The sequence below is a fragment of the Ramlibacter sp. JJN2-2R genome (assembly GCF_057747835.1).
Window position 1 is genome coordinate 1863558 of the sequence record NZ_CM173226.1, and the last position, 14159, is coordinate 1877716.

The window sequence follows — 14159 nt, forward strand, 5'->3', positions numbered from 1 at the left end:
CGGCGGCGCGCGGGGATGCGCGGGAGACCGGACGCCGGGGCGCAGCACCCCCGAAACCTATAATCCCCAGCTTCGCCCGCGCGCGCGTGCGCCGGCCGCGTGATCCGCTTCCGCCACCGTGCCGGGAGCACCAGCCCAACACCATGAGTCCCAACCAGCCTGCCGCCACCGTCGCCGACATCCGCAAGACCTTCCTGGACTTCTGCGCCTCGAAGGGCCACACGGTCGTGGCGTCCAGCCCGCTCGTGCCGGCCAACGACCCGACGCTGATGTTCACCAACTCGGGCATGGTGCAGTTCAAGGACGTGTTCCTGGGCACCGACAAGCGCCCGTACGTGCGCGCCGCGTCGGTGCAGGCGTGCCTGCGCGCCGGCGGCAAGCACAACGACCTGGAGAACGTGGGCTACACCGCGCGCCACCACACCTTCTTCGAGATGCTGGGCAACTGGAGCTTCGGCGACTACTTCAAGCGCGAGAGCCTGAAGTGGGGCTGGGAGCTGCTGACCGAGGTCTACAAGCTGCCCAAGGACCGCCTGTGGGCCACGGTGTACGCCGACGACGACGAGGCCTACGACATCTGGACGCAGGAGATCGGCCTGCCGCCCGAGCGCGTGGTGCGCATCGGCGACAACAAGGGCGCGCGCTACGCCTCGGACAACTTCTGGATGATGGCCGACACCGGCCCGTGCGGCCCGTGCTCGGAGATCTTCTACGACCACGGCCCCGAGGTCGCGGGCGGCCCGCCCGGCTCGCCGGACGCCGACGGCGACCGCTACATCGAGATCTGGAACCACGTGTTCATGCAGTACGACATGCAGCCGGACGGCTCGGTCAGGCCGCTGCCGGCGCCCTGCGTGGACACCGGCATGGGCCTGGAGCGCCTGGCCGCCGTGCTGCAGCACGTGCACAGCAACTACGAGATCGACCTGTTCGAGAAGCTGGTGATCGCCGCGGCGCGCGAGACCGGCACGCAGGACCTGGGCAACCCGTCGCTGCGCGTGATCGCCGACCACGTGCGCGCCACCTCGTTCCTGGTGGCCGACGGCGTGATCCCGAGCAACGAGGGCCGCGGCTACGTGCAGCGCCGCATCATCCGCCGCGCCATCCGCCACGGCTACAAGCTGGGCCGCAAGACGCCGTTCTTCCACAAGCTGGTGCCCGACCTGGTCGCGCTGATGGGCCAGGCCTACCCGCAGCTGGCGCAGGGGCAGCAGCGCATCATGGACGTGCTCAAGGCCGAGGAGGAGCGCTTCTACGAGACGCTCGGCAACGGCATGGAGATCCTGGACGCCGCGCTGCACGGGGGCCAGAAGGTCCTGCCTGGCGACGTGGCCTTCAAGCTGCACGACACCTACGGCTTCCCGCTCGACCTGACGCAGGACGTCTGCCGCGAGCGCGAGGTCAGCGTCGACGTCGCTGGCTTCGACGCCGCGATGGAGCGGCAGAAGGCCGCCGGCCGCGCCGCGGGCAAGTTCAAGATGGACCGCGTGCTGGAGTACGCCGGCCAGGTCAACCGCTTCGTCGGCTACGAGAAGCTCGAGGAGGGCGCCAAGATCGTCGCCCTGTACGTCGACGGCACCTCGGTCGCCGAGCTCAAGTCGGGCCAGGACGGCATCGTGGTGCTCGACACCACGCCGTTCTATGCCGAGAGCGGCGGCCAGGTCGGCGACTCGGGCGTGATCGAGAGCGGCTCGGCGCTGTTCAAGGTCGAGGACACGCTGAAGGTCAAGGCCGACGTGTTCGGCCACCACGGCCGGCTGGCGCACGGCACGCTGAACGTGGGCGACCACGTGGCGGCCAAGGTCGACATGAAGCGCCGCGCCGCCACCATGCGCAACCACAGCGTCACGCACCTGATGCACAAGGCGCTGCGCGAAGTGCTGGGCGACCACGTGCAGCAGAAGGGCTCGCTGGTCGATCCGGACAAGACCCGCTTCGACTTCACGCACAACACGCCGGTCACCGCGGAGCAGCTTCGGGAGATCGAGGCGCGCGTCAACGCCGAGATCCTGGACAACCACGCCACCCAGGCGCGGGTGATGGACATCGAGTCGGCCAAGGCCACCGGCGCCATGATGCTGTTCGGCGAGAAGTACGGCGAGACCGTGCGCGTGCTGGACATCGGCTCCAGCCGCGAGCTGTGCGGCGGCACGCACGTGCAGCGCACCGGCGACATCGGCCTGTTCAAGATCGTCGCCGAGGGCGGCGTGGCCGCGGGCATCCGCCGCGTCGAGGCCGTCACCGGCGCCAACGCGCTGGCCTACCTGCAGCAGCTGGAGTCCACCGTGCACACCGTGGCCGGCTCGCTAAAAGCGGGGCCCACCGAACTGCAGGGCCGCGTCACGCAGGTGCTGGACCAGGTGCGCTCGCTCGAGAAGGAAGTCGCGCAGCTCAAGGGCAAGCTGGCGTCCTCGCAGGGCGACGAGCTGGTGAACCAGGCGGTGGACGTCAAGGGCATCAAGGTGCTGGCGGCCACCCTGAACGGCGCCGACGCCAGGACGCTGCGCGACACCATGGACAAGCTCAAGGACAAGCTCAAGTCGGCGGCGATCGTGCTGGCCGCGGTCGACGGCGGCAAGGTGCAGCTGGCGGCCGGCGTCACGGCCGACCGCATGGCCCAGGTCAAGGCCGGCGAGCTGGTGAACTTCGTCGCCCAGCAGGTGGGCGGCAAGGGCGGCGGCAAGCCCGACCTGGCCATGGCCGGCGGCACCGACCCCAGCAAGCTGGCCGGCGCGCTGCAGTCGGTGCAGGCGTGGGTGGCCGAGCGGGCTTGAACTTCGGACCCTCCCCCTCCGGGGGAGGGCAGGGTGGGGGCGTCCCCGAGTCCGAAACGCCCCCTCCCCAACCCTCCCCCGGAGGGGGAGGGAGCCCAGGCGCCTAGCGCTTTTCGAACACCACGTCCCACACCCCGTGGCCCAGGCGCAGGCCGCGGCGCTCGAACTTGGTCTCGGGCCGGTAGTCCGGGCGCGGCGCGAAGCCCTCGGCGGTGTTGCGCAGCAGCGGCTCGGCGGCCAGCACCTGCAGCATCTGCTCCGCATACGGCTCCCAGTCGGTCGCGCAGTGCAGGTAGCCGCCCGGCCGCAGGCGGCTGGCCAGCAGGGCCACCAGCGGCGGCTGGATCAGGCGGCGCTTGTGGTGGCGCAGCTTGTGCCACGGGTCCGGGAAGAAGATGTGCACGCCGGCCAGCGACGCCGGCGGCACCATCTGCTGCAGCACCTCCACGGCGTCGTGCTGCACGATGCGGATGTTGGCCAGCTCCTGCTCGCCGATGCGCTTGAGCAGCGCCCCGACGCCCGGCTCGTGCACCTCGCAGCACAGGAAATTCTTTTCCGGCATCAGCCCGGCGATGTGCGCCGTGGCGTCGCCCATGCCGAAGCCGATCTCCAGGATGGTGGGCGCCTCGCGCCCGAACGCGGCGGCGTAGTCGAGCGGCCCTGGCTGGAACGGCAGCACGAAGCTCGGACCCAGCGTCTCGAACGCGCGCGCCTGGCCGGTGGTGGTGCGGCCGGCACGGCGCACGAAGGTGCGGATGGTGCGGGGATGGGGCACGCCGTCGGGCGCGCGCGGGGAGGAAGGATCGCCGGGGTCAGTCACCCGGGGATTGTAGGAAGGGCGGCCATGCGCGCACCCACGCGGCCAGGGCATCGGCGATGCCGCCGGACTGCCGCGGCAGCGAGAGCACCGCGGCGGCGGCGTTGAGCGCCACCAGCGGATCGGCCAGCTCGAGCGGCTGGGCGCCGTTCTGCTTGGACAGCTTCTCGCCGTCCGGCGCCAGCACCAGCGGCGTGTGCAGGTAGGCGGGCGTGGGCACGCCCAGCGCGCGTTGCAGCAGGATCTGCCGCGGCGTGTTGTCGGCGAGGTCCTGGCCGCGCACGACGTGGGTGATGCCCTGGTCCGCATCGTCGGCCACCACCGCGAGCTGGTAGGCCCACAGGCCGTCGGCGCGCAGCAGGACGAAATCGCCGACCTCTCGTGCCACGTCCTGCTGCTGCGGGCCGAGCCGGCCGTCGTTCCACGTCACGATGCCGTCGGGCACGCGCAGGCGCCAGGCGCGCGCGGGCCGTCCGTGCAGGCCGCCGCGGCAGGTGCCGGGGTAGGGCGCCTCCTGGCCGCGCACCCGCGGCCGCCCTTGCGCGGCGAGCGCCTGTTCGATGTCCTTGCGCGAGCAGGCGCAGGGATAGGCCTGGCCGGCGGCGACCAGGGTGTCGAGCGTGCTGCGGTACAGGGCCGCGCGGCGCGACTGCCACTGCGGCGGCTCGTCGGGGAGCAGGCCGCAGGCGGCGAGCTGGCCGAGGATGGTGGTGTCGGCGCCGGGCACGCAGCGCGGCGTATCGACGTCCTCGATGCGCACCAGCCACGTGCCGCCGTGAGCGCGGGCATCGAGCCAGCTGGCGAGGGCGGCGACCAGGGAGCCCGCGTGCAGCGGGCCCGTCGGCGAGGGGGCGAAGCGGCCGCGGTAGCCCCGGGGGGTCATCGTGCCAGCGCGGCGAGCGCCAGCTCCAGGCCGGAGACGAACGCGTGCTCGAGCCGGTGGCCCAGGCACCAGTCGCCGCAGGCGCCCAGGCCCAGCCGCGCGTCCCACAGGTGCGGACGGCCCAGGGGCGTGGCCGTCTTGGCGTAGCGCCAGAGCTTGACCTGCGCGTGTCCCGGTTCGGCGCGGATGCCCGTGACCTCGGCGAAGGCCTTGCGCAGCTTGGCCTCCACGCGTTGCGGATCGTCTTCCGCATGCTCGGTGGACCAGGCGGGGCTGGCCTGCACGGTCCAGCGCTCGACGGGGGCGCGGCCGGGCTTGGACGATTCGCGTGCCAGCCAGGCGACGCGGTGGTGCGTGCTCAGCGCCGCATCCCATTGCGGGCCGAGGTGCTGGGCCGCCTGCGGGAACGCGAGCATCAGCGTCCAGCAGGGGGCCACCAGGATCTCGCGCATGCGCTGCACGAAGGCCGGCGCGAGGCGGGACCGCTCCAGCAGGTCGGCTGCCTGCGCCGGCGGCATGGCCAGCAGCACGGCGTCGAAGCCGGCGAACACGCGCACGCTGCCGTCGTCGCCGATGGTGTGCAGCTGCCAGCGGTTGGCATCCAGCGCGTCGCGCTCGATGGCCTGCACCCGCGTGCCCAGCGCCAGCGCCCCGCTGTCCGCCAGCGGCTGCGCCCACTCGCGCGGCAGCACGTCCATGGAGGGGTTGCCCACCCAGTGCGCTTCCTTCGCGGGCAGTGCCGCCTCGGCCACGCGGCCGAGCGGATCGAGCACGCGCACGGCGTTGGCGTTCCAGCGCTGCGTCGCCTGCGGCGTGGTGCCCAGCGCGGCGGCGAAGCGCTGGTCGCGCACGGTGAAGTACTGGGCGCCGTGGTCGAAGCTGCCGAACGGCGTGTGGCGGCTGCCCATCCGGCCGCCCACCTTCAGCGCCTTCTCGAACAGCTGCACCGCGTGGCCGGCCTGCGCCAGCGTGCGGGCGCAGGCGATTCCCGAGAGGCCGGCGCCGACGACGGCGAACTTCCGGGGCGAGGAGGGGGTGGGGGTGGGGGTGGGGGGCATCGGCGGCATTGTGTCAGCCCAGCAGCATTCCGCTGTGGCGATCGAGCAGGGCGCGGCGGGTGGTGGCGCTTTCCAGCTGCGACAGCCACCACTGCAGCGCCCGGCCCGGGCCGAGGGCGCCGCCCTCGCGCCAGGCATAGCTCATGCGCGCCACGCGGGTCGACCGGCGCACCGTCTTGGCGACCAGCCGGCCGCTTTCCAGGAAGGGGCGGGCCATGGGTTCGGGCAGGAAGCCGACGGCGATGCCGCGCAGCTGGGCGTCCAGCTTGGCGCGCATGCTCGGCACGGTGAACACGTCCTGGCCGGCCAGCAGCCCGAGCGTGAGGCTGGTGCCGCGCTGGGTCGAGTCGGCGCAGGCCACCGCGCGGAACTTCTGGATCACGTCGTCGCCCAGCGGCTCGGGCAACGCGGCGATCGGGTGGTGGGGCGCGACGGCGAAGACGAACGCCAGCTCGCCCAGCACGCGGCTTTGCAGGCCCAGCGTGGTGCCCGGCTCCAGCACGACGCCCAGCGCCAGGTCGGCCTCGCCGGCCACGACCGGCTGCAGCGTGCCCGACAGCGCCTCGTCGCGCAGGCGCAGCCGCGTCTGCGGCGCCACCTCGAAGAACGCCTGGGCCAGCTCCATCATGGTGCCGCACGAGACCACGGTGTCGACGGCGATGGTCAGCTGCGACTCCCAGCCGGTGGCCACGCGCCGCACGCGGTTGGCCACGGCATCGACCTCGCCCAGCAGCCGCTCGCCCTCGCGCAGCAGTTCGGCGCCGGCGTCGGTCAGGCGCGCCTGGCGCGAGGCGCGGTCGAACAGCAGCGCGTCCAGGGCGTCCTCCATCTGCCGCACCCGGTAGGTGACGGCGCTGGGGACCAGGCCGAGCTGGCGCGCGGCGGCGGCGAAGCTGCCCGCGCGCGCCACCGTCTGCAGCAGCGCGAGCGCATCGGGGGTGAGGACCTCGCGGGCGGTGGGGGTGGACATCGGGCCAGGGCCATCCCGCGCCAGCGGGTCATTCAAATATTTCGAATGATGCCATCAAAGCCGGGCAGGGCCCGGGCGGGGGCGCGGCACCTACATTGGCTGCATCGCCAACGCACAGACCAGGAGAACGCCATGCTCACCTTGCGACGCTCCAGCGAACGCGGCCATGCCAACCACGGCTGGCTCGATTCGCACCACAGCTTCTCGTTCGCCAACTACTACGACCCCGAGCACATGGGGTGGGGCAACCTGCGCGTGATCAACGAGGACCGCATCGCCCCGGGCACCGGCTTCGGCACGCACGGCCACCGCGACATGGAGATCATCAGCTACGTGCTGGAGGGCAACCTGGCGCACAAGGACAGCATGGGCAACGTCAAGGGCATCCCGCCCGGCGACGTGCAGCGCATGAGCGCGGGCTCGGGCGTGATGCACAGCGAGTTCAACCACGCGCCGCAGCAGGTCACGCACTTCCTGCAGATCTGGATCCAGCCGAACGTCACCGGCATCCCGCCCAGCTACGAGCAAACCACCTTTTCCGACGCCGAGAAACGCGGCAAGCTGCGGCTGGTCGCGTCCCCCGACGCGGCGGAGGGTTCCGTGACGATCCATGCCGATGCCCGCGTCTATGCCGGTCTGTTCGACGGCGGCGAGCATGCCGAGCTGCAACTGGCCAGCGGCCGCAAGGGCTACGTGCACCTGGTGCGCGGCGAGCTCGAGGTCAACGGCCAGCAGCTGCGGGCCGGCGACGCCGCGCTGCTGGCCGACGAGACGACCGTCACCCTGCGCAACGGCCGCCAGGCCGAGGTGCTGGTGTTCGACCTGGAACCCTGATTTCTTTTTCCATCCATTGCAACCACGAGAGGACACCACCATGGCAACCATCACCCAACCCGCGCCGGCCTACGGCTCCGTCGCCGCCCTGAACTCGAGCCAGAGCCTGGCCGCCCTGATCGGCCGCGTGCTGATCGTCATGCTCTACATCCCGGCGGGCTGGGGCAAGCTCGTGGGCTTCGCCGGCACGGTGGGCTACATCGCCTCCAAGGGCGTGCCGCTGCCCGAGGTGTGCGCGGCGATCGCCGTGGCCGCCGAACTGGGGCTGGGGCTGCTGATCCTGGTGGGCTACCAGGCGCGCTGGGCGGCGTTGGGCCTGGCCATCTTCACCGTGGTGATCACGCCGATCTTCCACAACTACTGGGCCGTGCCGGAGGCGCAGGTCATGATGCAGAAGCTGAACTTCTGGAAGAACATGTCCATCGTCGGCGGCCTGCTGATGGTGTTCGCCGCCGGTGCCGGCGCCTACAGCATCGATGCCCGCTCGGCGCGCCGCTGACCGTCCGCCGACACTTGGCCCCAGGCCCCCCACGCACATGGCCGACATCGTCATCGTCTACCACTCCGGCTACGGCCACACGCAACGCCTCGCGCAGGCGGTGGCGGAAGGGGCGGGCGGCCAGCTGCTCGCCATCGACGCCGACGGCAACCTGCCGGCCGGCGGCTGGGAGCTGCTGAAGGCGGCGGACGGGATCATCTTCGGCTCGCCCACCTACATGGGCAGCGTGAGCTGGCAGTTCAAGAAGTTCGCCGATGCCTCGTCCAGGCCCTGGTATGCCCAGGACTGGAAGGACAAGGTGGCCGCGGGCTTCACGAACAGCGCGGGCATGAACGGCGACAAGTTCAACGTGCTGGTGACGCTGTTCACCCTGGCCATGCAGCACGGCATGGTCTGGGTGAGCCAGGGCCTGATGCCCAGCAACACCAAAGGCGCCACGCGCGACGACGTGAACTACCTGGTGTCGTACAGCGGGGCGGTGTCGCAGTCGCCCTCCGACGCCGGGGCCGACGCGATGTCGCCCGGCGACCTGGAGACCGCGCGCCTGTTCGGCCAGCGGGTGGCCGACATCGCCGCGCGCCTGAAGCGCTGACGCCATGGCCGCCGCGCTCGAACTCACGGGCCACGAGAAGGACCTCGGCGGCGGCTTCGTCGTCCGCCGGCTGCTGCCGGCGGCGCGCCGGCGCAGCGTCGGGCCGTTCGTGTTCTTCGACCACTTCGGCCCCGTGACCGAGCGGCCGGCCGACAACCACGACGTGCGGCCGCATCCGCACATCGGCCTGGCGACGGTGACGTACCTGTTCGAGGGCGCGATGATGCATCGCGACAGCCTTGGCAGCGAGCAGCGCATCGAGCCCGGCGCGATCAACTGGATGACCGCCGGGCGCGGCATCGTGCACTCCGAGCGCAAGCCCCAGGACCTGCGCCAGCGCTCGTTCGTCGACCACGGCCTGCAGCTGTGGGTGGCGCTGCCTCAGGACAAGGAGGAGATCGAGCCGTCCTTCGTGCACACGCCCGCCGCCGCGATCCCGCAGGTGCAGTCGGGCGGCGCGCAGGTGCGGGTGCTGGTCGGGCAGGCGTTCGGCGAGCGCTCGCCCGTGCAGCCCGCGTCGCCCACGATGTACCTGGACGTGGCGCTGCCCGCAGGCGGCGTCTTCGAGCTGCCGCCGCTGGCGGCGGAGCTGGCCGTGTATCCGATCGCCGGCACGCTGCGCCTGGACGGTGCCGCGATGGCGCCGCACCGCATGCAGGTGCTCCAACCCGGGGCGGGTGCGCGCATCGAGGCCGACGGGCCGGCGCGGCTGGTGGTGGTCGGCGGCGACAGCGTCGGGCCGCGCTACATCTACTGGAACTTCGTCTCCAGCCGCAAGGAACGCATCCTGCAGGCCAGCGCCGACTGGGAGGCCGGCCGGTTCGCTCCGGTGCCGGGCGAGACGGAGTTCATCCCGCTGCCGGCGACGCGGTTCACGCCGGCGGAGCCGATGTCCTAGGGGCTCGGGGCAGGTCTTGTCATGGACGGCCCTGGTCCGCACGATCACTTTCGGATTTGACCCAGGGGGTGGTTTGGCTGCCGGGGTGCGCGGCAGGCGGCACCTGTCAGGGCCTCATCCCCTTTTGTCGCCGCTTCGCTGTGCTCGCTCCGATGCCCTGCCGGCAAAAGCCAAATCGGCCCTGCCAGGCACCGCCTGCCGCGTGGGCACAGCATGCCTGATCGGGCAGGATCGGCGCCCGTCCTTGGCAGTGCGCCCGTGCCGGCCACGGCGATCGAGGCACCGCTGTCTCGGCCCATCGAGGCACCGCAGCGTGTCCGGCGGCAGGGGGTTGACGGCGGGGGTGATTTTTGTGAACGCCGGCGCGCGCGTAGCGCAAAGCGGTCCTCACAGCATGAACCCCCGCCGGCAGCCCCCTGCCGCCGCGCACGGACGCCCAAACAGCCTTCGACTCTTCGCCCTCGCAGCCAACCGCCCTCGGCAACCAGCCCGCTGATCGCCCAGGAGCCAGTGGGCCCTACGCCCCCGCCTTCACCGGCGCAAGTTCCGCATCCACGGCCTCGCGCTCGTCGAAGACGAAGCACTCGCCGCGGAAATGGGCGCCGCCCGCGTCCTCGAAGTACTTCAGGATGCCGCCTTCGAGCTGCCACACATGCTCGAGCCCGGCCTGCCGCATGTACAGCGCGGCCTTCTCGCAGCGGATGCCGCCGGTGCAGAAGCTCACGACGGTCTTGTCCTGCAGCTGCTGCCGGTGGGCGTCGAGCGCGGCGGGGAAGTCGCTGAACTTCGAGAGGCGCCAGTCGATCGCGCCCTGGAAGGTGCCGCGATCCACCTCGAAGGCATTGCGGGTGTCCAGGGTCACGACGGGCCGGCCTTCGTCGTCGCGCCCCTGCTCGAGCCAGCGGCGCACGGTGCGCGCGTCCACGGCCGGGGCGCGCCCGGCCTGCGGCGCGATGGCGGGGTGGTTCATCCGGATGATCTCGCCCTTGACCTTGACCAGCAGTTTGCGAAACGGCTGCGTGGCCGACCAGCTGCGCTTGGCCTCGAAGTCCGCCAGGCCGGGCTGCCGCCGCACCAGTGCCAGCACGGCCTCGATGTCGGCCTCGGCGCCGGCCAGGAACAGGTTGATGCCTTCGCGCGCCAGCAGCACGGTGCCCTTGAGGCCGCGCGCCGCGGCCTCGGCCAGCAGCGGCTCGCGCAGGCCATGGGGGTCGTCGATGGGGGCGAACCGGTAGCCGGAAATGTTCAGGACCGCGTTCACCCGTCGATTGTAGGTGGGCGTGCGTGAAGGACCGGACATTCCCGCGACCGCGGGGGCCGGGACGGCGGCCGCGACGGCCCGCTTGCCTACAATCGATCGCATGTTCGTCCACCTGCGCCTGCACACCGAGTTTTCCATCGTCGACGGCACCAACCGGATCGACGACGTGGTGAAGGCGGCGGCGGCCGACGGCCAGCCGGCGCTGGCGATCACCGACCTGAACAACCTGTTCGGCGCGATCAAGTTCTACAAGGCCGCGCGCGGCGCCGGCGTCAAGCCGGTGGTGGGCGCGGAGCTGCTCCTGCAGGGCCTCGGGCCCGACCCCGCCGCCATCTCGCGCGTGGCCGTGCTGGTGCAAAGCCGCACCGGCTACCTCAATCTGTGCGAGGTGCTCGCCCGCGCGTGGACGCAGAACGTCGTACGCGCGCAGGGCGTGTGCAAGCTGGAGTGGCTGCGCGAGCTGGGCGAGGGCCTGATCCTGCTGTCGGGCGCGCACGCCGGCCCGGTGGGCCAGGCGCTGCTGCAGGGCGACCAGGCGCGCGCCAGCCAGGTGGCGCTGGAGCTGGCGTCGCTGTTCCCGCACCGCTTCTACGTCGAGCTGCAGCGCGCCGGCCGGCCCGACGACGAGAAGCATGTCGCCGCCGCGGTGCAGCTGGCCGCGGCGCTGAAGCTGCCCGTGGTCGCCACGCATCCCGTGCAGTTCACGAGCCCCGACGACTACGAGGCGCACGAGGCGCGCGTGTGCATCGCCGAGGGCGAGATCCTGGGCAACCAGCGCCGGGTGCGCAAGTTCACGCGCGAGCAGTGGTTCAAGCCCGCGGCCGAGATGGAGCGGCTGTTCGCCGACGTGCCCTCGGCGATCGCGAACACGCTGGAGATCGCGCGCCGCTGCAACCTGGTGCTGGAGCTGGGCAAGCCGCGGCTGCCCAACTTCCCGACGCCCAACGGCATGCCGATCGAGGAGTACTTCCGGCACGCCTCGCACGAGGGCCTGCAGGAGCGCATGCTCCACCTGTACCCGGACGCGGCCGAGCGCGAGAAGCAGATGCCGCGCTACGTGCAGCGGCTGGAGTTCGAGATCGGCACCATCCTGAAGATGGGGTTCCCCGGCTACTTCCTGATCGTGGGCGACTTCATCAACTGGGCCAAGAACAACGGCTGCCCGGTGGGGCCGGGCCGCGGCTCGGGCGCCGGCTCGCTGGTGGCCTATGCGCTCAAGATCACCGACCTCGACCCGCTGCAGTACAACCTGCTGTTCGAGCGCTTCCTGAACCCCGAGCGGGTGTCGATGCCCGACTTCGACATCGACTTCTGCCAGGCCAACCGCGACCGCGTGATCGAGTACGTCAAGCAGAAGTACGGGCGCGAGGCCGTCAGCCAGATCGCCACCTTCGGCACCATGGCCGCGCGGGCGGCCATCCGCGACGTCGGCCGCGTGCTGGACATGAGCTACACCTTCTGCGACGGCATCAGCAAGCTGATCCCGAACAAGCCGGGCCAGCACATCACCATCGCCGGCGCCCTGGAGCAGGAGCCGGTGCTGGCCGAGCGGCTGGAGAAGGAGGACGAGGTCAAGACGCTGCTGCACTTCGCGCAGAAGCTCGAGGGCATGACCCGCAACGTGGGCATGCATGCCGGCGGCGTGCTGATCGCGCCGGGCAAGCTGACCGACTTCACGCCCCTGTACCAGCAGCCGGGCAGCGACTCGGCCGTCAGCCAGTACGACAAGGACGACGTCGAGGCCGCGGGCCTGGTGAAGTTCGACTTCCTGGGCCTGGCCACGCTCACCATCCTGGAGATCGCCAAGGAGTTCATCCGCGCGCGGCACAAGGGACGCGAGGACTTCGCCTTCGAGAAGGTGCCGCTGGGCGACGCGGCGACCTACCGGCTGTTCGCCGACGGCAAGACCGAGGCGGTGTTCCAGTTCGAATCGCGCGGCATGCAGGGCATGCTGCGCGACGCGCGGCCGACGCGGCTGGAGGACCTGATCGCGCTGAACGCGCTGTACCGCCCCGGCCCGATGGACCTGATCCCCAGCTTCGTGGCGCGCAAGCACGGGCGCGAGCAGGTGGAGTACCCGCACCCGCTGGTGGCCGACATGCTCTCCGAGACCTACGGGATCATGGTCTACCAGGAGCAGGTGATGCAGACGGCGCAGATCCTGGGCGGCTACACGCTCGGCGGCGCCGACCTGCTGCGCCGCGCGATGGGCAAGAAGAAGGCCGAGGAGATGGCCCAGCACCGCGAGATCTTCCGCGCGGGGGCGGCCAAGAACGGCATCTCGACCGAGAAGGCCGACGAGATCTTCGACCTGATGGAGAAGTTCGCGGGCTACGGCTTCAACAAGTCGCACGCCGCCGCCTACTCGCTGCTGGCCTACCACACGGGCTGGCTGAAGGTGCACTACACGGCCGAGTTCTTCTGCGCGAACATGACCGTGGAAATGGACAACACCGACAAGCTCAAGGTGTTGTTCGAGGACGCGATCAAGAACTTCGGCCTCACCTTCGAGCCGCCGGACGTCAACCGCGGCAACTACCGCTTCGAGCCGATCTCCGACAAGGTGATCCGCTACGGCCTGGGCGCCGTCAAGGGCACCGGGCAGTCGGCCATCGAGGCCATCGTGCGCGCGCGCGAGGAGGGCGGCCCCTTCAAGAGCCTGTTCGACTTCTGCGTGCGGGTGGACCGCACGCGCATCAACAAGCGCACGGTGGAGGCGCTGATCAAGGCCGGCGCGTTCGACTCGCTGCAGCTCAATCGCGCGTCGCTCGTCGCGTCGATCGACCGTGCTTTCGACTTCGCCAGCGCGCAGGAGGCCAACGCCCACCAGGGCGGGCTGTTCGACATGGGCGACTCGCACGCCGCGAGCACGCAGGAGCCGCCGCTGGTGGACGCGCTGCCTTGGGGCGTGAAGGAACGCCTCACGTTCGAGAAGACGGCCGTGGGCTTCTACCTCTCGGGCCACCTGTTCGACGAGGTGGCGCTGGAGGTGCGGCGGTTCGTGCGCACGAAGATCGACGACCTGATCGACAGCCGCGAGTCGCAGCTGCTGGCGGGCATCGTGAGCGACCTGCGCGTGATCAATGGCCAGCGCGGCAAGCTGGCCCTGTTCAAGCTGGACGACAAGTCCGGCGTGATCGAGGCCACGGCCGACGAGGCGGTGCTCAATGCCAACCGCAACCTGCTCAAGGACGACGAGCTGGTGATCGTGCAGGCGCGCCTGCAGCCCGACCGGTTCTCCGGCGGCGTGCGCGCCTCCGTGCAGCAGGTGTGGGACCTGGCCACGGCGCGCTGCCGGTTCGGCAAGTTCCTGCGCGTGGCCGTCAACGGCCGCGCGCCGGACATCCAGCGCCTGGTGCGCGAGTTCCCGCCGCGGCGCGAGATGAGCGAGCAGGGCGAGCTGGTGCGCGGCCTGCCCGTGCGCCTGACGCTGCGGCGCGAGCAGGCGGTGGCCGAACTGCAGCTGGGCGAGGACGCGCGGTTCTTCCCGACCGACGCGGCGCTGGCCAGCTGGATGGCGCAGGCCGACGCCGGGCAGGCACAGATCGTCTACGAATGAGGCACTGACGCTGC

The 14159-nt window shown here is 71.2% G+C and carries 11 protein-coding genes; 6 read left to right on the forward strand and 5 right to left on the reverse strand.

Annotated elements, in window-relative coordinates; translation table 11 throughout:
- Positions 1 to 143: 143 nt before the first annotated feature.
- Positions 144 to 2774: an alanine--tRNA ligase gene (gene alaS, locus AC3ANR_RS09220; RefSeq protein ID WP_488291577.1), complete on the forward strand. Its 2631-nt coding sequence runs from the start codon at positions 144 to 146 to the stop codon at positions 2772 to 2774.
- Positions 2775 to 2877: 103 nt separating this feature from the next.
- Here alaS and trmB read toward each other — a convergent pair whose 3' ends face one another.
- The 4 genes from trmB to AC3ANR_RS09240 are packed head-to-tail and all read right to left on the reverse strand — an operon-like array spanning position 2878 to position 6502.
- Positions 2878 to 3645 (reverse strand): tRNA (guanosine(46)-N7)-methyltransferase TrmB, encoded by a 768-nt coding sequence (trmB, locus tag AC3ANR_RS09225; RefSeq protein WP_488291578.1) that lies wholly within the window; start codon positions 3643 to 3645, stop codon positions 2878 to 2880.
- Positions 3587 to 4474: a tRNA glutamyl-Q(34) synthetase GluQRS gene (gluQRS, locus tag AC3ANR_RS09230; protein ID WP_488291579.1), complete on the reverse strand. Its 888-nt coding sequence runs from the start codon at positions 4472 to 4474 to the stop codon at positions 3587 to 3589. Before gluQRS ends, trmB begins: the two co-directional genes overlap by 59 nt.
- Positions 4471 to 5541 carry an NAD(P)/FAD-dependent oxidoreductase gene (locus AC3ANR_RS09235; RefSeq protein ID WP_488291580.1) on the reverse strand — a complete coding sequence of 357 codons (1071 nt, stop codon included), beginning with the start codon at positions 5539 to 5541 and terminating at the stop codon, positions 4471 to 4473. Before AC3ANR_RS09235 ends, gluQRS begins: the two co-directional genes overlap by 4 nt.
- 4 nt (positions 5542 to 5545) lie before the next feature.
- A complete protein-coding gene (locus AC3ANR_RS09240; protein WP_488291581.1) occupies positions 5546 to 6502 on the reverse strand; it encodes a LysR family transcriptional regulator in 957 nt (318 codons plus the stop codon).
- A gap of 132 nt (positions 6503 to 6634) precedes the next feature.
- Here AC3ANR_RS09240 and AC3ANR_RS09245 point away from each other — a divergent pair, with 132 nt between their 5' ends.
- Genes AC3ANR_RS09245 through AC3ANR_RS09260 form a run of 4 tightly spaced genes read left to right on the forward strand, consistent with a single transcriptional unit; the run spans position 6635 to position 9325 of the window.
- The gene (locus tag AC3ANR_RS09245; protein ID WP_488291582.1) at positions 6635 to 7336 is read left to right on the forward strand and encodes a pirin family protein; all 702 of its coding nucleotides are present in this window, start codon (positions 6635 to 6637) and stop codon (positions 7334 to 7336) included.
- A gap of 40 nt (positions 7337 to 7376) precedes the next feature.
- Complete coding sequence (locus AC3ANR_RS09250; protein ID WP_488291583.1) at positions 7377 to 7835, forward strand: DoxX family protein; 459 nt, start codon at positions 7377 to 7379, stop codon at positions 7833 to 7835.
- A 37-nt stretch (positions 7836 to 7872) separates the two neighbouring features.
- The gene (locus tag AC3ANR_RS09255; RefSeq protein WP_488291584.1) at positions 7873 to 8427 is read left to right on the forward strand and encodes a flavodoxin family protein; all 555 of its coding nucleotides are present in this window, start codon (positions 7873 to 7875) and stop codon (positions 8425 to 8427) included.
- A gap of 4 nt (positions 8428 to 8431) precedes the next feature.
- Positions 8432 to 9325, forward strand: coding sequence for a pirin family protein (locus tag AC3ANR_RS09260; RefSeq protein WP_488291585.1), 894 nt, complete (start codon positions 8432 to 8434; stop codon positions 9323 to 9325).
- Positions 9326 to 9842: 517 nt separating this feature from the next.
- Here AC3ANR_RS09260 and AC3ANR_RS09265 read toward each other — a convergent pair.
- Positions 9843 to 10586, reverse strand: coding sequence for a sulfurtransferase (locus AC3ANR_RS09265; protein ID WP_488291586.1), 744 nt, complete (start codon positions 10584 to 10586; stop codon positions 9843 to 9845).
- A gap of 100 nt (positions 10587 to 10686) precedes the next feature.
- Here AC3ANR_RS09265 and dnaE point away from each other — a divergent pair, with 100 nt between their 5' ends.
- Complete coding sequence (dnaE, locus tag AC3ANR_RS09270) at positions 10687 to 14145, forward strand: DNA polymerase III subunit alpha (protein ID WP_488291587.1); 3459 nt, start codon at positions 10687 to 10689, stop codon at positions 14143 to 14145.
- Positions 14146 to 14159: the final 14 nt, after the last annotated feature.

Bases quoted from the DNA above. Each gene is read 5' to 3' on its own strand.
- dnaE (WP_488291587.1), top strand. From the start codon at position 10,687: ATGTTCGTCCACCTGCGCCTGCACACCGAGTTTTCCATCGTCGACGGC.
- trmB (WP_488291578.1), bottom strand. From the start codon at position 3,645: ATGCCCTGGCCGCGTGGGTGCGCGCATGGCCGCCCTTCCTACAATCCC.
- AC3ANR_RS09235 (WP_488291580.1), bottom strand. From the start codon at position 5,541: ATGCCGCCGATGCCCCCCACCCCCACCCCCACCCCCTCCTCGCCCCGG.
- AC3ANR_RS09250 (WP_488291583.1), top strand. From the start codon at position 7,377: ATGGCAACCATCACCCAACCCGCGCCGGCCTACGGCTCCGTCGCCGCC.
- AC3ANR_RS09260 (WP_488291585.1), top strand. From the start codon at position 8,432: ATGGCCGCCGCGCTCGAACTCACGGGCCACGAGAAGGACCTCGGCGGC.
- AC3ANR_RS09245 (WP_488291582.1), top strand. From the start codon at position 6,635: ATGCTCACCTTGCGACGCTCCAGCGAACGCGGCCATGCCAACCACGGC.
- alaS (WP_488291577.1), top strand. From the start codon at position 144: ATGAGTCCCAACCAGCCTGCCGCCACCGTCGCCGACATCCGCAAGACC.
- AC3ANR_RS09255 (WP_488291584.1), top strand. From the start codon at position 7,873: ATGGCCGACATCGTCATCGTCTACCACTCCGGCTACGGCCACACGCAA.
- gluQRS (WP_488291579.1), bottom strand. From the start codon at position 4,474: ATGACCCCCCGGGGCTACCGCGGCCGCTTCGCCCCCTCGCCGACGGGC.
- AC3ANR_RS09240 (WP_488291581.1), bottom strand. From the start codon at position 6,502: ATGTCCACCCCCACCGCCCGCGAGGTCCTCACCCCCGATGCGCTCGCG.